General features: G+C 56.1%; 16 protein-coding genes. 7 read left to right on the forward strand and 9 right to left on the reverse strand.

Translation table 11 applies throughout. The features are described from left to right. The first annotated feature begins 78 nt into the window (after positions 1 to 78). The 3 genes from JFU37_RS29620 (at position 79) to JFU37_RS29630 (ending at position 1,961) form a co-directional block, all read left to right on the forward strand. Positions 79 to 252: a hypothetical protein gene (locus tag JFU37_RS29620; protein WP_177333689.1), complete on the forward strand. Its 174-nt coding sequence runs from the start codon at positions 79 to 81 to the stop codon at positions 250 to 252. Between the two features lie 164 nt (positions 253 to 416). Further along, on the forward strand, positions 417 to 1,235 hold the full coding sequence (locus JFU37_RS29625; protein ID WP_201120664.1) for an inositol monophosphatase family protein: 819 nt from the start codon (positions 417 to 419) through the stop codon (positions 1,233 to 1,235). A gap of 150 nt (positions 1,236 to 1,385) precedes the next feature. Then, positions 1,386 to 1,961, forward strand: a complete 576-nt coding sequence (locus JFU37_RS29630; RefSeq protein ID WP_201120665.1) for a hypothetical protein — start codon at positions 1,386 to 1,388, stop codon at positions 1,959 to 1,961. A 588-nt stretch (positions 1,962 to 2,549) separates the two neighbouring features. Here the strand turns inward: JFU37_RS29630 and JFU37_RS29635 are convergent. From JFU37_RS29635 to JFU37_RS29670, 8 genes are all read right to left on the reverse strand, one after another. Next, positions 2,550 to 2,960 carry a hypothetical protein gene (locus JFU37_RS29635; protein ID WP_201120666.1) on the reverse strand — a complete coding sequence of 137 codons (411 nt, stop codon included), beginning with the start codon at positions 2,958 to 2,960 and terminating at the stop codon, positions 2,550 to 2,552. A gap of 468 nt (positions 2,961 to 3,428) precedes the next feature. Continuing rightward, positions 3,429 to 4,913, reverse strand: coding sequence for an amidohydrolase family protein (locus tag JFU37_RS29640; RefSeq protein ID WP_201120667.1), 1,485 nt, complete (start codon positions 4,911 to 4,913; stop codon positions 3,429 to 3,431). 61 nt (positions 4,914 to 4,974) lie between these two features. Continuing rightward, complete coding sequence (locus JFU37_RS29645) at positions 4,975 to 6,174, reverse strand: amidohydrolase family protein (RefSeq protein WP_201120668.1); 1,200 nt, start codon at positions 6,172 to 6,174, stop codon at positions 4,975 to 4,977. Between the two features lie 78 nt (positions 6,175 to 6,252). Beyond that, positions 6,253 to 7,020, reverse strand: coding sequence for an ABC transporter ATP-binding protein (locus JFU37_RS29650; protein WP_201120669.1), 768 nt, complete (start codon positions 7,018 to 7,020; stop codon positions 6,253 to 6,255). Between the two features lie 25 nt (positions 7,021 to 7,045). Then, a complete protein-coding gene (locus JFU37_RS29655; RefSeq protein WP_201120670.1) occupies positions 7,046 to 7,759 on the reverse strand; it encodes a histidine ABC transporter permease HisM in 714 nt (237 codons plus the stop codon). Continuing rightward, positions 7,756 to 8,445: an ABC transporter permease gene (locus JFU37_RS29660; protein WP_201120671.1), complete on the reverse strand. Its 690-nt coding sequence runs from the start codon at positions 8,443 to 8,445 to the stop codon at positions 7,756 to 7,758. The genes JFU37_RS29655 and JFU37_RS29660 overlap by 4 nt, the downstream gene beginning before the upstream one ends. A gap of 111 nt (positions 8,446 to 8,556) precedes the next feature. Beyond that, positions 8,557 to 9,327: an ABC transporter substrate-binding protein gene (locus JFU37_RS29665; RefSeq protein ID WP_201120672.1), complete on the reverse strand. Its 771-nt coding sequence runs from the start codon at positions 9,325 to 9,327 to the stop codon at positions 8,557 to 8,559. 57 nt (positions 9,328 to 9,384) lie between these two features. Further along, the gene (locus JFU37_RS29670; protein WP_201120673.1) at positions 9,385 to 10,608 is read right to left on the reverse strand and encodes a cyanate transporter; all 1,224 of its coding nucleotides are present in this window, start codon (positions 10,606 to 10,608) and stop codon (positions 9,385 to 9,387) included. A gap of 192 nt (positions 10,609 to 10,800) precedes the next feature. Here JFU37_RS29670 and JFU37_RS29675 point away from each other — a divergent pair, with 192 nt between their 5' ends. Next, positions 10,801 to 11,673: a LysR family transcriptional regulator gene (locus tag JFU37_RS29675; RefSeq protein WP_242485866.1), complete on the forward strand. Its 873-nt coding sequence runs from the start codon at positions 10,801 to 10,803 to the stop codon at positions 11,671 to 11,673. Between the two features lie 329 nt (positions 11,674 to 12,002). On the opposite strand, the gene JFU37_RS29680 is transcribed toward JFU37_RS29675, so the two are convergent. Continuing rightward, on the reverse strand, positions 12,003 to 12,929 hold the full coding sequence (locus JFU37_RS29680) for a LysR family transcriptional regulator (RefSeq protein WP_201120674.1): 927 nt from the start codon (positions 12,927 to 12,929) through the stop codon (positions 12,003 to 12,005). 492 nt (positions 12,930 to 13,421) lie between these two features. Here JFU37_RS29680 and speB point away from each other — a divergent pair, with 492 nt between their 5' ends. The 3 genes from speB (at position 13,422) to JFU37_RS29695 (ending at position 19,278) form a co-directional block, all read left to right on the forward strand. Continuing rightward, entirely contained in the window at positions 13,422 to 14,384 is a 963-nt protein-coding gene (speB, locus tag JFU37_RS29685) for an agmatinase (RefSeq protein ID WP_242485874.1), read from the forward strand. A gap of 401 nt (positions 14,385 to 14,785) precedes the next feature. Then, positions 14,786 to 16,072: an efflux RND transporter periplasmic adaptor subunit gene (locus tag JFU37_RS29690; protein WP_242485867.1), complete on the forward strand. Its 1,287-nt coding sequence runs from the start codon at positions 14,786 to 14,788 to the stop codon at positions 16,070 to 16,072. Beyond that, a complete protein-coding gene (locus JFU37_RS29695; RefSeq protein WP_201120675.1) occupies positions 16,069 to 19,278 on the forward strand; it encodes an efflux RND transporter permease subunit in 3,210 nt (1,069 codons plus the stop codon). Before JFU37_RS29690 ends, JFU37_RS29695 begins: the two co-directional genes overlap by 4 nt. The last annotated feature ends 1 nt before the right edge of the window (position 19,279 follow it).

Below are 19,279 nucleotides of genomic sequence, written 5' to 3' on the forward strand. Positions count from 1 at the left end.
ATCATCGCTGCTGGCGGTAGGCCACGACGAGCGCGACGACGAAGCCCCCTTACCCAATAGTGTTCACGAGAGGCGGCCATGAAAGGAAGACGTAAAGTCAAAACGTCTAAGTGGTTTTTAAAGGCTCAATTTGAGGCCGAAGCTCAGCGCATGATGGCAAATAGATCTAATGAAGCAGCACATAGATTTCTTGATGCGGCCTCGCAATTTGGAATAGAACATGAACCTAATGGGCGCCTTGCCGGCGGCTAGCATAACCCTAATCCTCAAGGTGACCGCGGCTCCACACGCCTATTATCGACCCATTACATGTGGTCAGATAATGCCCCCTGGATGCATAGATAAATCTGAATTGCCTAGCTGACAGCCTAACCCTCATCAAGCGCCCCAGTATTTTTTCCGATATTGAGAGCCCCATGCACAAATCAGATCTTCCAATGCTACTCACTCAGACTATCGAAGTCGTTATCCGAGCGGGACAGCTACTTATTGCAGAATGGGCGAGGGTAAATGGACCACGAGGGAAGGGTGATAAGGCCATAGTAGACATAGAAATCGAACGCGTTCTACGCCAGCAACTTCTAGGACTTTTTTCTTGTGACTTCTGGGGCGAGGAAACCGGACATAGCCTCACGGGACATTCCTGGTGTTGGGTCGTCGATCCTAACGATGGTACGAGTGATTTTCTCAAAGGTCTCAAAGGGTCTGCCATTTCTGTCGGCCTTCTGCATAAGCAAATTCCGGTATTGGGGGTGGTCTACGCACCAGTCACTGTTGAGGGCTCGCCTGATTGCATCGCCTGGTCTGAGGGACTACCCGATTTGTTACGCAATGGACAGCCAGTAACAAGAAAGCTTTCTGGACTGGCGTTGTCGAGCAGCTCCTACGTGATGGTGAGTGCCGCCGCGATCATCAAGCCAGAGATCAATCGCGAGCTCTGCACCCCCAGCAGTTTTGTTGCGATGCCCTCAATTGCCTATAGACTTGCAAAAGTCGCCGCAGGAGATGGCGTCTGCGGAGTTTCTCTGTACGCGGTTTCTGCACATGACGTCGTTGCAGGACACGCGTTGTTGCGAGGTGCGGGTGGCATTTTGCTCAATGAAAATGGTGAGTCAATTTACTATTTAACAGAAGCAAACATGCAGACGGTCTCAAGACGCTGCTTCGGGGGATCAGAGATCGCGTGTCGGACATTGGTGGTTCGAGATTGGAATCGTATTTTCACAGCGGAGTAGAGCGAAGCTTAAACGGTAATCATTGACTTCGGCGCTTATAATCAAGCCATAGCAATGTTGACGCCTGAGGTGTCAGGCACCTCGCCAGCTGCTCACCAGCAGCGCGCTTCGTGCAGCAGGAGAATTGGAAGGTAACTGGGAGGCCAACCCATGACGATTGATCCCGATAAAGATGTCAAAGCTACCGCGATCGAGGCATTCAGTCGGGTCGAGAGCTCAGCTCCTGCGGGTAAACCACTAAAGGACCATGGAATAGACGTGTGTCCTCGTCCAGGGGCGGCGCCTGCAGGAAGAGATGAGAAGCGTCGGACTATCGAAGAAAGAGAAGAGGAGATGGTTGCCCTTGCCAGAGCTCATATTCTGACGTGCGGCGACTTCCTGCTAGTTCAGGACTTGGCTAACCATCTGGGTATTCACGTTGAGCTCCTGAGTCCCGCACTCAAGGAGTGGGAAGCGGACCACCGAATTTTCTCGATCGATCACGATGGCTGCAGCTCTTTTCCAATTTACGCGTTCCCATTGCAAGGCGGCGCCAGCCCGATTCCCGGCCTTAGCGATGTATTATCTGTTCTCTGTCCCATGAAAGATGGTTGGGGAGTTTCATTCTGGTTTATCTCTCCCAACGGATGGCTTGGAGGCAAGCGCCCACAGGACCTCCTTTCCACCGAGCCAAGCCGCGTGATTTCAGCTGCACACGAAGAAGCTAGCGGTGTCATGCATGGCTAGGTCCGCGAGGGCCTCGCAATAGGAAGTCACGTAGTCCAGCGGTATCCAGTCGCCGGAAGCCCAAGAACTAAATTTCTATGACGGTAAACTCTTCGCCGTGCTGTCTGGATCGCACGGTGAAAACGTGGGAACTGAAATTCAGAAACGGTAACGTCGATCCCAGTTTTGAATTTTACATGCTGAAAATTTCGAGAGTTAGTTCGGTGCACTGCTGCGGATTGGCTCAGGACCGAAGCGAAGTAATTTTCCGAAATGGGGAATAAATTCCCCGTTTCGCATAATTAGTACCTCGGATTTCGGAGAATTACTTCGGGGTACTGGTGCACTAGAGAGGACCTTGGAAGAAGTTCCACTCTGACACATCATTTAACATAATATACATTATGCGAACCGTACTATATGGGTGTGGGAGCGTCTGGTGGTCAGATTTGAAGCCTGACGCGACTTATCACACACGCCTGCGAGATATCCTTCATCTGTTGGCAGATACCCGATCTGGAATGAACGACCCCTCGTTCATCTGTGTTAACGCTCAGATTTGAACGCTAACGATCATGCTTGAGCTACCCTGGTTCACCAGAGAGCTACTTATTCATATTTACCCTTGCCGAGTTCAGCGGCCGAATCTACAAGGCGCATCAGCAACGGATGTTTACGCTCGAAGGATACGACATCCTTATAAGCCGCCGATCGAAGCTCCTCGCAGGCTCGAACATCTGCCAGGTGCTGTCTTGCAGTTCTTTCACCGTATTTTTGAATGCGCTGATCCCACGACAAGCCGGGATCAAAAACGTCTTCACGGGCTTGCTGCACGGCTGCCAACGCTGCTGAATCCTTCTCACGCAATACGTCATATTCAGCGCGAAGTGCCCGACGCTCATGAGGCGTGTAGAACTCAGCAGATAGTTGAATGGTGGCCAAAGCCTTCAGCGAACCTTGAATACCCTGTAGAGCCCCCAAAAGCTCCGAGTGCTGTTTTGCCTGTTGGTCATCTGCCACAAAACCTCTCCTTGTAGTGAATAGAATCAGGCACAGGGTAAACGAACATGAGGGGTTTACGAGCGAGAAAAAGAACGGAATCAAAATTCCATTAGATTATAACTAAACTAAATGTCTGTTTAGTTTAGTTATATGTCAGGGCTTTCCTGAATCCTTCGATGGCCACCCTTCACGTCCAGCAGCCGGCATAACTTCGTGCAGTAGATGCGAGCTTGCTGCCTGTCAGAGGCAAATATTCGCGGACGTGAGATAACTTTTCCGTAACCACCCTTCTCCATCTCTACCCATTCCAAATCCAGAATCAACGCGCTTGAAACAAACCCAATTCCAGCATTAGAAATCTGGCTGCCCCTATCAACAATCCAACTCAACGATCCGAGCTCCGATCATCACTTGAGCCCGAGGAAAATCAACGGCCCTGAGATAACGGATTCAAGAAAAATTGAGCCGGCATTTCAGTCGCATTACTCAACCTGCCGCGTGATACCGTGCCGCCCGCCAGAGGTTTTTCGATTCTTCTGTCAGATGGCGCAAGCCACTACGGTCCAGCATGCGTTCCGACTCCTCTTGCACCGCAGCCAGCACAGCAGCCTCGTCGACGGCGCGTACGACGTAGTCTTCCATCAGGATCTTGCCATCGACGATGGTGGTACATACGTCCCCGCCGTTGGCGAAACAAGTGACACGGTGGACCGGCATGTTCATCGGCATCAGGTGCGGTTTGAACAGGTCGATCAGAATGATGTCGGCTTTCTTGCCAACTTCCAGCGAGCCGATCTCATGTTCCATCGACAATGCCTTGGCGGCGTCGATAGTGACCATTTCCAGCACTTTGCCCTGCGGCAGGATGTCCGGATCGCGGAAATGGCGGCGGTGGTAGTGCATGCACTGGAACATGTGGCGGAACATGTCGTAACCGCGGTCCGGGGCGGCGCCGTCGGAGCCGAGGGCGACGGTGACATGGGCCTCGATCAGTTCCGGTACCGGGCAGCGACCCAGGATCGACATGATGGCGCTCGGGTTGTGCACGATCTTGGTCTGTGTCTCGCGGCACAGGGCGATGTCTTCCTCGGTCAGGTCAATGCAGTGCGACATGAAGGATGTCGGGCCGAGCAGGCCCAGTTCGCGGTGGGCCAGCGCCAGCGTACCGGCGCGGTGGCCATCCTGGGTGAATGTAAGGCCATAACGGTGGGCCAGCGCCAGGTAATCCTGTGCTTGCTGGCGGAACAGAGGTGCCAGTTCCCGATGGCTGGGCTCGTATTGTGGCGCGTACACCGGCAACGTGATGGCGATGCGCACCCGGCCGTCACCCATACCGTCGCAGCTCCTGGCGATTTCTTCGCAGACCTCGAACATGGTCTCGAAATTGACGTCGCGCCGAGTGGGCGGTTCGGTCGACCAGTCCAGGTAGGTGCGCGGCGCTGGTGGTCGCGACGGCCCGACGGCCACCACCGAACGAGTACCGATTTCGGCGATAGCCTGGGCGTGGCGTTGCGCGTAAACCGGGTCGTCGACCCGCATGATCGAATCGCCTCCGCCCAATAGCGACACGCCGGTGGTGGTGCCGCATTTCAGCCGCTCCAGCGCCGACAACCTGGCATCGACTTCCCAGAACTCGACACCGGAGGCCGAGGTGTAGATGGTCTGGCAAGCCTCCATCCAGGCATCGCCCTCCCCGCCGCCGATGGTTTTCAGCATCGCGTGGCCGGCATGGGCGTGGCTGTCGATCAAGCCTGGGAGCACCGCCTTGTTGCGTGCATCGATGATTTTTTCAGCAGTGAAGCGAGCCCGCAGTTCATCCGTGCGCCCCACCGCTACGATGCGGTTGCCGAGCACGGCCACTGCGCCGTCTTTAATTACACGCCGTTGCTCGTCCACGGTGATGACCACGCCGTGCTCGATCAGCAGGTCTACTTTGTTGAGGGGGGCGTTCACGTCGTAGTGGTGTGTCATACAGGGCATCCGGTTCAGACTGGGGGCAATTGGAAAAACATCCGTGGGCGCGTGTTTTGAGTCACAAGCGGCTCTGGAGCAAACTGCCATTTTTCGCCACGACGTTTCCGCGGCTGATCACCGTCCGCGCTAGCGGACGAGCCACAACGGCTTCACTCAGTGTCTCTGCAGGCAGCAACAACAAGTTGGCTGTTTGCCCCGTCGCCAATCCGTAATCACTTCGCCCAAGTGCCCGAGCCCCATTGCTGGCAGCGGCTTCGAACGCTGCGCAGATTTCAGGGTCCGTTCTCATGCCGCAGCGCAATGCGAGCAGCATCGCGCGTTCAAGCATGTCGCCATTTCCCATTGGGGTCCAAGCGTCCCGAATGCCATCTGAACCGAGGCAGACGTTTACCCCCGCCGAGAGCAGCTCAGCAAAGGGCGGTATGGCAATATCAGAGGGTGCCGTGGTCATGAGTGAAATTTGATTGGCAGCCAACCGTTCAGCCAACGGCACCACTTGAGCCCAGTTTTTCATGCCCAGGCAAAAGGCATGGCTGATCATGACTCGCCCCTGACGCTGATAGCGCTCGGTGAAATCAATGATACGAGCAATCTGCCAAAGCCCCAGCTCACCACCGTCATGCAGATGGATATCGATACCGCGATCAAACTTATCCGCGAGTTCGAACAGGATTGTGAGGTGCGCGATGGGATCATTGTCTATGCCGCAGGGGTCCAACCCCCCTACTACCTCAACCCCCATCTCCAGGGCTTCTCGCATCAATGCCTCAACCCCAGGGCGGTTAACCAGGCCAACCTGAGGGAAGGTGACGAACTCAATGTCAACCAGGTCGGCGTAGCGTTCGCGCAGCTCCAACATGGCTTCCACATGCTGGATACCCAACTCGGGATCGGCGTCTACATGACAGCGCAACATCAGCGAGCCGCGAGCGATGCATTGCTCCAGCAGAGCACCCGCTCGCTCTGCAATGGGTGATGTGAGCTCGCGCAGGATTTGGCGCTCATTCGCTATGCGCGCTTTAAGCGTCGGGCCTGCACTGTGCGGCCGCCATGGTTGCCCCCACAGGGTCTTATCCAGATGGATGTGGCTTTCTACCAGTGACGGAACGAGTAATTGACCTTGTCCGTCAAGGTCAGCGTCAGCGACTGGATTGCCACTGGCTGGCTGACGATCGCCGATACGACCCTCAATAACCTGTATGTCTTCAATGTCGCCGCCATAGGGGCGGACATTACGCAACCAGAACGATTTGATCATTTGAACCTCATCACTGTTCGAGCGAGCCCCGCCGCCACATAGCCAACGGGGATACTGTTTACGGAGTCACCCAAAGGGCTACTTCAAGTTGCCGGCAAGGAACTGCTTGAGGCGCTCACTCTTGGTGTGCTTGAACAGTTGCTCGGGGCTACCTTCTTCCTCGATCTTGCCCTGGTGCAGGAAGATCACGTGGTTGGACACCTCGCGGGCAAAGGCCATCTCGTGCGTCACCACCACCATGGTCCGCCCCTCTTCGGCCAAGGCCTGCATCACCTTCAGCACCTCGCCGACCAGCTCGGGGTCGAGCGCCGAGGTCGGCTCGTCGAACAGCATCACTTGCGGCTCCATCGCCAAGGCCCGGGCGATCGCCACACGCTGCTGCTGGCCGCCGGACAGGTGCGACGGGTACTTTTCCTCCATGCTGGCTGGCAGGCCGACTTTGGCCAGGTACTTGCGTGCGCGGGCCACCGCCTCATCGCGGCTGAGGCCGAGCGCATGCATCGGCGCCTCGATAACGTTTTCCAGCACTGACATGTGCGCCCACAGATTGAAGTGCTGAAACACCATGGACAGCTTGGTGCGCATGCTTTGCAGCTGCTTCTGATTGGCCACGCGCAGCCCACCGTTCTTATCCTTCTCGGTGCGGATTTCCTCGGCGTTCACCGTGATTCGCCCGGCGCACGGCTGCTCGAGGAAGTTGATGCAACGCAAGAAGGTACTCTTGCCCGAACCGGAGGAGCCGATGATGCTGATCACGTCGCCTGCCTTGGCCTTGATCGAAACGCCCTTGAGCACCTCGTGGTTGCCATAGTTCTTGTACAGATCGTCTACGGTCAGTTTGTACATGGGTTTGTCCCTACGTATGCGGCCTTCAGGCGGCCTGGGGTTTCAGGAAGGCCAGCCAGCGGGTTTCACCGCGACGAAATAGCCAGACAAGCGACAGCGCAATCACCGCGTACAACAGTGCGGCGATGAAGAAGGCCTCGAACGAGGCGTAGGTCGCCGAGTTGACGTCGCGGGCGACCTTCAGGATGTCGGGAACCGTGGCGGTAAACGCCACCGAGGTTGAATGCAGCATCATGATCACCTCGTTGCTGTAGTACGGCAGTGCGCGACGCAGCGCCGAGGGCAAGATGATGCGGCGATACAGGTTGAACTTCGACATGCCGAAGGCCCGGGCCGCCTCTACCTCGCCGAACTGCACCGACTTGATCGCGCCAGCGAAGACTTCCGTGGTGTAGGCGCAGGTATTGAGCGCGAACGCCAGCACCGTGCAGTTGAAGCCCTCGCGAAAGAACATGTCGAGGAACTCGTGCTCGCGCACCACGCTCAGGCTGTAAACACCGGTATAGATGATCAACAGTTGTATATAGAGCGGTGTGCCACGAAATATATAGGTGTAAAACCAGACTGGAAGTCGGATAAACCGGTTTTTTGACACGCGAGCCACGGCCAACGGCACTGACAGTACGAATCCGATCGCGACGGACAGCACCAGCAGCCACAAGGTGATTGCCAGGCCGGAAAAGCTGGCGCCGTCCGACCACAAATACGCTTGCCAATATTCCTGGATAATAGCGATCACAGTTCAGCCTCCCGAATTCCGACAGAGTAATGATGCTTAAGCCAGATCAAGACGCCGTTCGAAACAGTGGTAATGAAGAGATAAATCAGCGCACCGATCACGGTAAAATAAAACAGCTGCATGGAACTCTTTCCGGCATCCTGAGTGGCCCTGACGATATCGGACAGACCGATGATGGACACCAGCGCGGTTGCCTTGATCATGACCTGCCAGTTGTTGGCAATACCAGGCAAGGCGAAACGCATCATTTGCGGGAATAAAACACGATAGAACGCCTGCCATGGGCTGAGGCCATAGGCCATGGCCGCCTCTGTCTGGCCGCGTGGGACCGCCTGGAATGCACCGCGGAAGGTCTCGGTAAAGTAAGCACCGTAGATAAACGCGAGCGTCGCTACACCCGCGAGGAAGGGATCAATATCAATTTGATCCATTCCAAGCCCTTCGGTGACCTGGTTGAGGAGTATCTGAATGCTGTAGAAAAGCAACAGCATGGTCACCAGATCGGGAACACTGCGGATCATCGTGGTATAGAGCGTGGCGATATTGCGCAGCCACCGATTACCAGACAACTTGGCACTGGCGCCTGCCAATCCAATCAGTACCGAGGCCAGCAGCGATAATGTGGCCAGTTTTAGTGTCATCCAGGTGCCACTCGCGATCAGCGGCCCATAGTCTGCCAAGGACATTGCACTCTCCTTGAATACGATAGTTCAGCCGATGCTGCCTATCTTGTTCAATAGTATTTTTGTTGTTTTTGAATGCCGCAAAAACCTGGAGTCGTATACGACGTAAATCAATTAGTTGTAGACATCAAAGGAGAAATATTTATCGGAGATCGTCTGGTAAGTTCCATCCTTTATAATCTCGGCAAGCGCCCCATTGATCTGTTCGCGAAGTTCGTTGTCTTCCTTGCGCAAACCAATCCCTGCACCTACACCGAGGGTTTTTGGGTCGCGCAGCTCTGGGCCGGCAAAAGCAAAATCACGTCCGTTCTCGGTTTTCAAAAAACCCAGGTCGGCCTGGACTGAGGATTGCAGTGCTGCATCCAGGCGGCCGGCCATCAAGTCCTGGTAAACCAGGTCCTGGTTCTGGTACGTCGTGATGGTGACGCCTTTCTGTGCCCAGTAAGTCCTGGCATAGGTTTCCTGGGTGGAGCCCTGCTCGATCCCTACACGCTTGCCTTGAAGAGATTCGACTGTCGGCTGAAGTTCAGAGCCTTTCTTCGCAATGAGACGGGGCAGGACATTGCTGATCTTGTCGGAGAAGGCTATCTGCGCCTGACGCTTCTCAGTCACGCTCATGGAGGAAAGAATGCCGTCGAACTTCTTGGCTTTCAGCGCCGGGATGATGCCGTCGAAGGAGTTCTCAACCCATACACATTTGACCTTCAGCTTTTCGCAGATCGCGTTGCCAAGATCGATATCGAAGCCCACAAGCTTGCCATCGGGTGCCTTCGACTCGAACGGCGCGTAAGTGGGGTCAACGCCGAAGCGAATGACTTGCAAGTCTTTCGCGTATACGCCGCTGGCGGTCAAGGCCAGAACAACAGAAACTGCGAACTTCTTCATATTATTCTCCGTAAGCACAATGTACTGAGGTTTTAAAAGTGGTCGACCCGACCTGGGTTACACGTCTTGCATGCTGTGTCGATAGCTCGCCGGGGAAAACTTGATAGTCAGCACTGCCATCGCCGCGAGCACTCCAATGTGCAACCACCAGCCGGTGATGAAGCTCCCGCCGGAGTCGCGCAGCCAGCCGATTAACCAGGGAGCACTCGATGCGAGCAAGAAACCGACGCCCTGAACGAAGGCCGCCAAGGTCCCGGCCGCTTGCGCACCGGACAAGTGGTCGAGGCTGACAATCAGGCTGAGCGAGAAGAACCCGCCGAGACCAAACCCGACCAGTGCGACCCACAACCAAGGCGCTGCGTTAGGGGCAAGCGCGAAGCCGGCAAAGCCCGCGACCTGCAGCGCTATCGTCAACCATAAGGCACCGCGCCGGTCAGCGCTGCGGCGGGCAAGCATCGGCATCGCGAACGCCGCCGTCGCCTGAAACATCGCCAACCACGCGAGCAAGTTGCCCGAAGCCTGCAAGCCCATGTTCTGCTGCTGGTAGAAGGAAGGCAGCCACGCCACCAGACTTGAGTAGCCGCTGTTGGTCAGTCCAAAGTAGGCGGCCAACTGCCACGCACGCCGATTCTTGAAGAACCTGCCGGTCAAGACCGGTGCCGGTCCGCAAGCGGCTATCGGCGGTGTGCGTGGCGCGCACACCAGCCAAAGCAAGAGCACAGCCAGCGCTGGCAACGCCCACATGGAAAGCCCTAGCCTCCAGCCGCCATACGCATTCAGCCACGTGCTTGCCAGCGAGCCAAGCGCCCCGCCGCCGACCAGTGCCGCGGAATAGAGCCCCATCACCATCGCTATCCGTTCAGGAAACCACCGTTTGGCAACACCCGGAATCAAGGCCTGGATCACCGCCACGCCGGTGCCGGCGATGCCGGCGCCGACAATCAACTGAGCGCCGTCCCTGACCACGGCGCGTGACGCGCACCCGAGCATCAAGAGCAACAATGCGCCGGCCAGCGCCCGCCGCTCGCCGATACGACGGGCGACACCGATGCCAATAAAAGCAATCAGGCCCATCAGAACGAAGGGCAAGGTGGTCAGCATTGCGGCGGCGCGAAAATCGAGGCCAATGTCGGCGCGCACCAGATCGAGCACCGGCCCAACCGAAGTCAAGAATGGCCGCAAATTCAAGCCGAGTAGCACCAGGAGCACCAATGCGGCCAGTGACACCTCATCCTTGCTCGATACGCCGGAAGCGATGAAAACCGATCCGCGGTCAGTCATGGCGCGCACTTCTTTCCCGCCGGTGCGGGGGCGGGCTCGGCAGCATCTGCTGCATCAGCGTCTCGTCACTTGTCATCACATTTACCTTGGGGATTCTGGTCAACAGGCCGCATCAGCGGCTGTTCTGAAGATTAAGAGCAGGTGCTATTATTCGGAAATTAAATGTTCGAATAACAATTAGTGGGGAACGTAATGACGTCGACGCTGATCGATCCTTTGCTGCTCAAGAGTTTCGTCGCGGTGGTCGAGAGCGGCAGCTTCACCCGCGCTGGCGAGCGCGTGCACCTGAGCCAGTCAACCATCAGCCAACAGTTGAAGCGACTTGAAGAGCAACTCGGCTGCGAGCTGCTCAACCGCAGCGGGCGCTACGTTGTCACCACCGAGGACGGCGAGCGCTTGCTCGGCTATGCGCGCCGGATCCTGGGGCTGATGGAAGAGGTGGTGGAAGAGTTTCGCAAGGGCCATGCACAGGGCGAGGTGCACATCGGCGTGCCGGAAGACTTCGCGTCAGACTTGCTGACGCCGACGCTTGGCGCCTTCGCACGCGCGCACCCGTCGATAAGGCTTGAGATCAGCAGCGGGCTCAGCAACACGCTATGGCAACAGTTTTGTGCAGGCGACTACGACTTGGTGCTGGTCAAACAGCGCCCGGGACAGGTGGTGGGGCACGCCGCCTGGCCCGAACCGCTTGCCTGGTTCGACAGCCTCAGCGAGCCGACGTACGAGCGCGACCCGCTGCCACTGGTGGTGTTTCCGGTTGGCGGTTTGTATCGCGATGAAATGATCCACGCGCTCGAGAGCGCCGGCCGACGCTGGAGCATCGGCTACAGCAGCGCGAGCCTCGCGAGCGTCCGCTCGGCAGTCGCCGATGGTCTCGGCGTCAGCGTGCTCCCCTCGCGACTTGCACTGCCCGGCCACCGACGGTTGGGCGTGGACGAATCCTTCCCGGAACTGGCGGCACTGGAAATCGCGCTGCACCTACGCCCCGACGCACCACGCCGCGTGATCGATCTGGCCGAACAGCTGACAAGGCTATGCGCCCAGGTGACCGGCCACGTCGGCTGACGTGCCCAAAAAACACATTGGGGTGCGGCGTCCATAACGCAGGGCGATGCAGCCGCCACCCTGACTGCCCCCCCACTTCAGGTAGTGTTTTCAAACCTGCTGACTGACCATAATCGGGAACAGACAAGCCGTTGCTTGCACCCAATGCGCTCGGTAGATCCCGCTGATTGGCGGGGGTATACGCCTTTCGTAGGAGCAGACATTCTTTTGATGATGTGGGCGGTCACCCTCCTCTATCAAAAATTGTCTGCTGCTACTTTTTATTCTTTGCTTCGCCCGGTTGGGTGTTTACATCAAACGGTCTGGACAACTCAGTCCGGGCGTATAGATTATTGCCCGACAGAATCTTGTGCATTGAATTTGTCGACCAGCCCAAATGCAGTATCGATTTCTTCCCTGAAGGCCTGGATCAACGGCTCTCTCGATCTGCCATTTTTAACGATCAATGAAAACTCAGCTGTGTAGCCAAAATTTTCTGGAATTATCCGAAGCAACCGCCCCTCATCTTCCCATCGTTTAGCGAGGTGATCTGGTAAATAGCCAATATAGTTGCCTGATAAAATCAATATCAGCTCGGCTTCCATGCTATCAATTGTGGCTGAATAACGAGTGAAGCCATGCCGCATCCCCTCGGAGTTGGACCAGTAGCCACGCTTTATCAATGCGTACTCTGTGACTTGTTCAACTGAACACTCTTTCATTGAATAGAGAGGATGACGATCACTGCAGTAAAGCCAGTGCTGTTCGATATAGAGTGGCATGTATTTAAGCCCGCTCATCTTCGTGGGCAACGAACCAATAGCAAGGTCGATCTTCCCCTCCAGAACCTCTTTCTGTAACTCAAAAGGGCTTGAAATCTTCAGGTTGACGTGAATCTTATCGCTTTTTTGGCTGAAGCTCCCAAGAAGATCGGGTATGTTGAATTTCTCATCGGTCAGCATGGAGTCTAGAATGCCGAACGTTATAGTGCCGCGCAACTCACCGTTTAGTTCCGCTACATAGTTTTCAAAGTTGTCTATCTGGCCAACCAGCTTCTTTGCCTCTTCATAAACCAGCAACCCTTTACTGGTCAAACCGAATCCAGCTCGCCCACGATTGCATAGCTGCATGCCCAACTGGGATTCAAGTTGATTCATATAGGTGCTAATGGCAGAAGTTGACATGTTTAAATCTTGTTGCGCGGCGGAAAACCCTTGGTTGTCAGCAACCGTAAGGAAAATTCTTAAGAGGCGGATATTGTATAGCGACTCTTTCATCAGCTTACCCATAAGTGCTTTTAATAATTTTAATTCACCCAGTGAATTTTTAATTGAGCGTAGATAAGCTGAGATTATAGATGACTGAAATGAGGAATGGTAAAAAAAGTCCCGCGCTTATCTTGGCGTTTTTTGCCTGAGTTCAGCTTTTGAAAACGTTAAAATACGGCTTGCGATGTATTGGTTTGCGCGACCAACGGTCGTGAAGGCGTGCCGTGGGGCTCACCTCCGGGATAGTTCAAGGAATCTTGAACTATCAAATCGAAAAACATGGATTTTACATCTCGCCGCTTTAGGCTTAAATCTGTCTTCAACAGATCTTTATGTACCGATAGTTACTCGCTTAGTGGCGTAAATACGCCAGTTATACATCATGGCGTTTGGTTTAAATTAAAATCATGCCTCAACAAGCCACTGATGAACTATACGCATAATATTCAGAATAAAAGCGCAGCTCCTAAAGCCAGAGGGAAGGTCATGCCTGAATCCAATATGAAAAAAGACGTTATTAGTGGTGAATTTTACGACCCGCAAAAGCGACCTCGTTTCAATGAAATCGCCTCCTTTATGCGTGCCCCCGTCGCGGAGTCGCTGGACGATGTCGATATCGGCTTGATCGGCGTTCCGTTTGACGGCGGGACTTCCTTTAGACCCGGCGCCCGTTTTGGACCACGTGGCGTACGACAGCAATCGTGCTTGATGCGTACCAAAAGCCATTTCTCTGATATTGCTCCGTTTGAGCTCTCTAAAGTCAGAGACCTTGGCGATGTCTTTATTGATCGTATGTATAACATCGAAGACGCACACGCCTGCATCGAGCGTTACTACCAGGAAATAGGTGCGCGAAATATCATGCCCCTGACGGTGGGGGGTGATCACTCCATCACCTATCCGATTTTTAAAGCATTGGCGAAAGACGGGCCAATCGGCATGGTGCACTTTGACGCGCACACCGACACGTGGGATAGCCTGTACGGTTCGAAATTTTTCCATGGGGCGCCCTTCAGACGGGCCGTTGAAGATGGACTGCTAGACCCTCATTGCACCATTCAAATCGGCATTCGTGGGTCCGAACACTCGGGAACCCCTAATTTCAGTCTTGAATGCGGTATGCGAGTGATCTTCATCGATGAATTTGATGAGCTGGGTGTCGAAGGCGTATTGAAGGAAATCAAGCGCGTTGTGGGGGACGGTAAAACCTATATCTCGTTTGATGTCGATGGATTAGATCCTGCTTATGCCCCTGGCACCGGTACACCAGAGGCGGGCGGCATTACGATGCGTGAAGCGCTTCGGATGATCCGGGGGATGCGTGGCCTGAACCTGATTGGCGGCGATGTGGTTGAAGTAGCGCCCGAACTCGATCCGTCGGGCATTACAGCGCTCAATGCTGCAACGCTCATGTTTGAAATGTTGTGTATTCTTTCAGAAGCTCGATCTAAACAGGCAAGATGAGTATCAGTCTCTGTTAATCGCCTTTATAACAAAGCAGCGAAACATTACCCCCATTGCAGTAGACATCTCACACCGGGCTTCCTGGTCATTTGAAGTACGGCGAAGGAAAAGTATCCATAGCGGCTAATGCCGATCAATTAAGCCGCAATGCGATCTGTAGCAGCTGGCGAAGCCTGCGTTCGGCGGCAAAGCCGTCGTGAAATCAGCCGACGCGGTGCATCAGAAACACCCCGTGCACAGGTTTTACGACGGCTTTGCCGCCGAACGCAGGCTTCGCCAGCTGCTACAGGAAGCTGCCGTGCTCTCATTCCCGCGTCAGCTTTTCAATCAACTCAGCATGCTCGGGAAATATGCAGCATTAGTAGCTACGCTTCGTTGATCGAGTTTCAGGGAGCACGGCCATGGGCGTGAACATTGCCGGATGGATCGAAGGAAACTGGCGGCTTTCGCTGTTCGTTGCCCTTGGCAATAAAAGCGTCAAGTGTTCGAGCCGTTTCGGCTTGCCAATGGCCTGTGTTATGGGCGTTTCCATCCTGCTGGCCGGCTGCGGAAAAGAGCCTGACTCCCCGGCGCGTCGGCCTCCGGATGTGACTGTCATGACCGTCACCGCCCGCGATACCCCGGTCACCTTCGAATTCGTCGCCCAGACCCAGAGCTCCCGAGAGGTGGAAATCCGCGCGCGTGTTTCCGGGTTTCTGGATAAACGCCTGTACACCGAAGGCGACTTGGTGAAGGCCGGGCAAACGCTGTTCCAGATGGACCGCAAGCCTTTTGAGGCCGCTCTGCTGTCGGCTCAGGGTCAATTGGCCCAACAACAGGCGCGCTGGGAAGTGGCCAAGGCCACCCTCGCCCGCGTCCGTCCACTGGCGGCGCAAAACGCGGTCAGCAAGATGGACCTGGACAATGCCGTGGGCCAGGAACGAGAAACCCGGGCCGCGGTGTTGGCCGCAGAAGGCTCCGTGCACACTGAGCAATTGAACCTCAGTTACACCACGATCACCTCTCCCCTCACTGGCCTTTCGAGCTATGCCAAAAAGCAGGAAGGCAGTTATGTAACGCCGGGTGAGTCGGGACTGCTGACCTCCGTATCGCAGATGGACCCGATCTACATCAACTTCAGTCTCTCGGAAAACGAAACGCTGAAATACCGCGACGACATTGCTGCCGGACGTCTCAAATTTCCGCCGCGCAGCGACTTTGTGGTCGAAGTGGTGTTGGCTGACGGCACCGTGGCGCCTGACCACGGGCGGGTTAATTTTTTAGCCCCCTCCTTCAGCCAGGAAACAGGCACCTTTCTGGTCCGGGCAGTGTTGGCCAATCCGGCGGGCTTGCTGCGTCCCGGCCAGTTCGTGCGGGCCTTGGCCAAAGGCGCATCGCGACCGAACGCCATTCTCGTGCCCCAGAAAGCGGTCCTCGAGGGTGCCAAGAGTCATTTCGTGTGGGTCATCAATACCGAAGGCAAGCCTGAGCAACGGGTTGTCGAAGTCGGTGAATGGAACGGCGATGACTGGTTCATCAGCAAGGGCCTGCGTGCCGGCGAACGCATTGTGGTCGATGGCGCGATCAGGGTGACACCCGGAGGACCATTGAATATCGTCGAAGCACCTGGCGCCGCGCCGGCAGGTGCGACAACTGGACAACCGGCAAAGGCCAGCCCGTCGAGTGCTGGTAGCGGGAATACTCCATGAGCATTTCCCACTATTGTATTGATCGGCCCATCTTCGCCTCGGTGATCTCTATCATCATTACCCTGGCCGGTGCAGTGGCCATGCTCAAGCTGCCGGTCGCCCAGTACCCGGATATCACGCCGCCGCAAATTACCGTTGCAGCGACGTATCCGGGCGCCGATGCGCAGGTCGTGGCCAATAATGTGGCAGCGCCCATTGAGCAGCAGGTCAACGGCGCCGACAACATGATCTACATGAACTCGTCGAGCTCCGCGACGGGCAACATGACCCTCAACGTCTTCTTCGAGATTGGCACCGACCCTTCTCTTGCCCAGGTGGACGTGCAAAACCGGGTTAATCTGGCACTGCCGCAACTGCCCTCCGCGGTCCAGAGCCAGGGCATACAGGTGCAGAAGAAATCGTCGGCGTTCATGATGGTGCTCGCCGTGTACTCCGCCGGCGACCGCTATGACAGCACCTACGTGGCCAACTACGCCAACCTCTACATTCTGGATGCGATCAAGCGCATTCCGGGTGCCAACCAGGCCAGCATCTTCGGCACCCCGGACTACGCCATGCGGATCTGGCTCAAGCCAGACCGAATGGCCCAGTTGGGAATCACTGCCGCCGACGTGCAGAAAGCCGTGGCCAATCAGAACCAGCAGTTCGCGGTAGGCCGTGTTGGCCAATCCCCCACGGGGCAAGCCGTTGAACAGTCCTTTGCCGTGACCACCAAGGGACGACTCACCGAACCCGAGGAGTTCGAGAACATCATCTTGCGCGCCAGCAACGGTGGCGCCGCCATCGTACGTCTCAAAGATGTCGGCCGGGCCGAACTCGGACAAAAAGACTACTCACTGCGCAGCACCTACCAGGGCCGTCCGGCGACGCTGATTGCGGTGTATCAACAACCCGGCGCAAACGCGCTCGACGTTTCAGCCGCGGTCACGTCGACCCTGGCACAAATGAAAACGACCTTCCCCGAGGGCATCGAATACAAGATCGTGATGGACACTACCGCGTTTACCCGCGCTTCGATTTCCGAGGTGATACACACCTTCTTTGAAGCCCTGGTGCTGGTGGTCATCGTTGTTTACATCTTCCTGCAGAGCTTGCGTGCGACGTTGATCCCGGTGCTGGCAGTACCGGTATCGATCGTCGGCACCTTCATCGGCATGTCGGCCCTGGGATTTTCGGTGAACATGCTGACGCTGTTCGGCATGGTATTGGCCATCGGCATTGTGGTGGACGACGCCATCGTGGTGATCGAAAACGTCGAACGCAACATGCACGTCCACAAGATGACGCCCAAGGACGCGGCCAAACGGGCAATGGATGAAGTGGCCGGCCCGGTGGTGGCCATCGTGCTGGTGTTGTGTGCGGTGTTCATTCCTGTGGCATTCATGGGCGGTATCACCGGCCAACTCTACAAACAGTTCGCAATCACCATCGCCATTTCAGTGGTGATTTCCGGCCTGGTCGCTCTGACCCTGTCGCCCGCTCTGGCAGCGCTGCTGCTCAAGCCTCAGCACGGCGATAAAAACGCTTTTTTTCGCTGGTTCGAGCGCAGCTTCGAGCGCATGACCGAGGGCTATTCCCGCTCGGTGGCGTTCATGATCAAGCGCTTCGTGCTGGCGCTGTTGCTGTTTGCCGGCATGATCGTTCTGATTCTGTTGATGGCGCAGCGCATACCCAGCGCCTTCCTGCCACCGGAAGACCAAGGCTACCTGCTCGGCGCCGTGATCATGCCCGATGCCGCGAGCCTGGATCGCACCGGCGACGTTGGCAAAGTGGCCAGTGACTTCTTCATGAACGATGAGGCCGTCGAAGGCGTCGCCATCGTTAACGGCTACAGCTTGCTGGACGGCCAGAACAAGAACAACGCGGGTGCCTTCTTCGTCGGGTTCAAGGACTTCGAGGGGCGCTACAAGGACTCGGAAACGATCAAGCAACAAAGCGCCCCGGCGGTGATTCAGAAAGCGGCCCGTGCTTTTTCCACGGTACAGGGCGGGATCATACTGCCGGTCAATCCACCGTCGATTCCGGGCCTGGGCACCACCGGCGGCATGGAGGTATGGATTCAGAGCAAGGGCGACGCCAGCATCGGTCAACTGGCCGAAATGGTCGGCAATCTTGTGGCGAAGGCCAAACAGCGTCCGGAACTCGGCGCCATTACCTCCACCTTCAACGTGTTCTCACGACAATTGCTGGTCGACGTAGACCGGGAAAAAGCCGAGACCCTGGGTGTGCCGGTCGAAGACGTCTACAGCACCATGCAGACCATGTTCGGCTCGTTGTATGTCTCGCAATTCAACAAATTCAGTCGCCTGTGGCAGGTCATCCTGCAGGCCGAACCTGCCTATCGCCTCAAGGCCGAGGATCTGCAACAGATCTACGTGCGCAGTAAAAACCTTGAGATGGTGCCGCTCAAAGCCCTGTTGACCACTCGCTATGTCACCGGGCCTGACCTGTTGACCCGCTTCAACAACTTCCCGGCGGTTAAGCTCACCGCCAACCCGGCCCCCGGCTACAGTTCGGGGCAAGCGCTCAAGGCTCTCGAGGAAGTCAGTGCTGAAATCATGACCAACGACTATGCGCTGGCGTTGAGTGGCGAGGCGTTCGAGGAGAAAAAAAGCGGCGGTGCTTCCTCCCAGGTGTTCATTTTTGGCCTGGTGATGGTGTTCCTGATCCTGGCGGCTCAGTACGAAAAATGGTCCCTGCCCATCGGCGTGCTGCTAGCGGTGCCCTTTGCATTGTTCGGCGCGCTGCTTGCCGTACTGATACGGGGGTTGAGCAATGACGTCTACTTCCAGATCGGCTTGACGATGCTGGTGGCCCTGGCCGCCAAGAACGCCATCCTGATTTTCGAGTTTGCGGTACTGAACCGGGAAAACGGCATGTCCGCCTACGATGCCGCGATGACGGCGGCGAAGGAGCGTTTGCGGCCTATCGTGATGACGTCGCTGGCGTTCATTCTGGGGTGTGTCCCGCTGGCCATTGCCGTCGGCGCCTCCGAAAACAGTCGCCACTCCATTGGTACAGGGGTGATCGGCGGGATGCTCGCAGCGACAGTGATCGCGATCTTTTTCATCCCCTTGTTCTACTACCTGGTGGAGCGAATGTTCGGGGAAAAGGACGGCGCCCAAAAGGCCCTTCCACCGGGAGAATCGATAGGGCCTGCACAGATTCCCGACGGTGCGGCGCAACACAGACATGAGGGGGATTGAG

Origin of the sequence: Pseudomonas sp. TH41, from assembly GCF_016650695.1 — a bacterium.
Taxonomy (GTDB): Bacteria; Pseudomonadota; Gammaproteobacteria; order Pseudomonadales; family Pseudomonadaceae; genus Aquipseudomonas.

Excerpts from the sequence above, each read along its gene's own strand:
- speB (WP_242485874.1), top strand. The coding sequence starts at position 13,422 with ATGAAAAAAGACGTTATTAGTGGTGAATTTTACGACCCGCAAAAGCGA.
- JFU37_RS29690 (WP_242485867.1), top strand. The coding sequence starts at position 14,786 with ATGGGCGTGAACATTGCCGGATGGATCGAAGGAAACTGGCGGCTTTCG.
- JFU37_RS29670 (WP_201120673.1), bottom strand. The coding sequence starts at position 10,608 with ATGACTGACCGCGGATCGGTTTTCATCGCTTCCGGCGTATCGAGCAAG.
- JFU37_RS29675 (WP_242485866.1), top strand. The coding sequence starts at position 10,801 with ATGACGTCGACGCTGATCGATCCTTTGCTGCTCAAGAGTTTCGTCGCG.
- JFU37_RS29645 (WP_201120668.1), bottom strand. The coding sequence starts at position 6,174 with ATGATCAAATCGTTCTGGTTGCGTAATGTCCGCCCCTATGGCGGCGAC.
- JFU37_RS29640 (WP_201120667.1), bottom strand. The coding sequence starts at position 4,913 with ATGACACACCACTACGACGTGAACGCCCCCCTCAACAAAGTAGACCTG.
- JFU37_RS29630 (WP_201120665.1), top strand. The coding sequence starts at position 1,386 with ATGACGATTGATCCCGATAAAGATGTCAAAGCTACCGCGATCGAGGCA.
- JFU37_RS29680 (WP_201120674.1), bottom strand. The coding sequence starts at position 12,929 with ATGAAAGAGTCGCTATACAATATCCGCCTCTTAAGAATTTTCCTTACG.
- JFU37_RS29660 (WP_201120671.1), bottom strand. The coding sequence starts at position 8,445 with ATGTCCTTGGCAGACTATGGGCCGCTGATCGCGAGTGGCACCTGGATG.
- JFU37_RS29625 (WP_201120664.1), top strand. The coding sequence starts at position 417 with ATGCACAAATCAGATCTTCCAATGCTACTCACTCAGACTATCGAAGTC.
- JFU37_RS29650 (WP_201120669.1), bottom strand. The coding sequence starts at position 7,020 with ATGTACAAACTGACCGTAGACGATCTGTACAAGAACTATGGCAACCAC.
- JFU37_RS29620 (WP_177333689.1), top strand. The coding sequence starts at position 79 with ATGAAAGGAAGACGTAAAGTCAAAACGTCTAAGTGGTTTTTAAAGGCT.
- JFU37_RS29695 (WP_201120675.1), top strand. The coding sequence starts at position 16,069 with ATGAGCATTTCCCACTATTGTATTGATCGGCCCATCTTCGCCTCGGTG.
- JFU37_RS29665 (WP_201120672.1), bottom strand. The coding sequence starts at position 9,327 with ATGAAGAAGTTCGCAGTTTCTGTTGTTCTGGCCTTGACCGCCAGCGGC.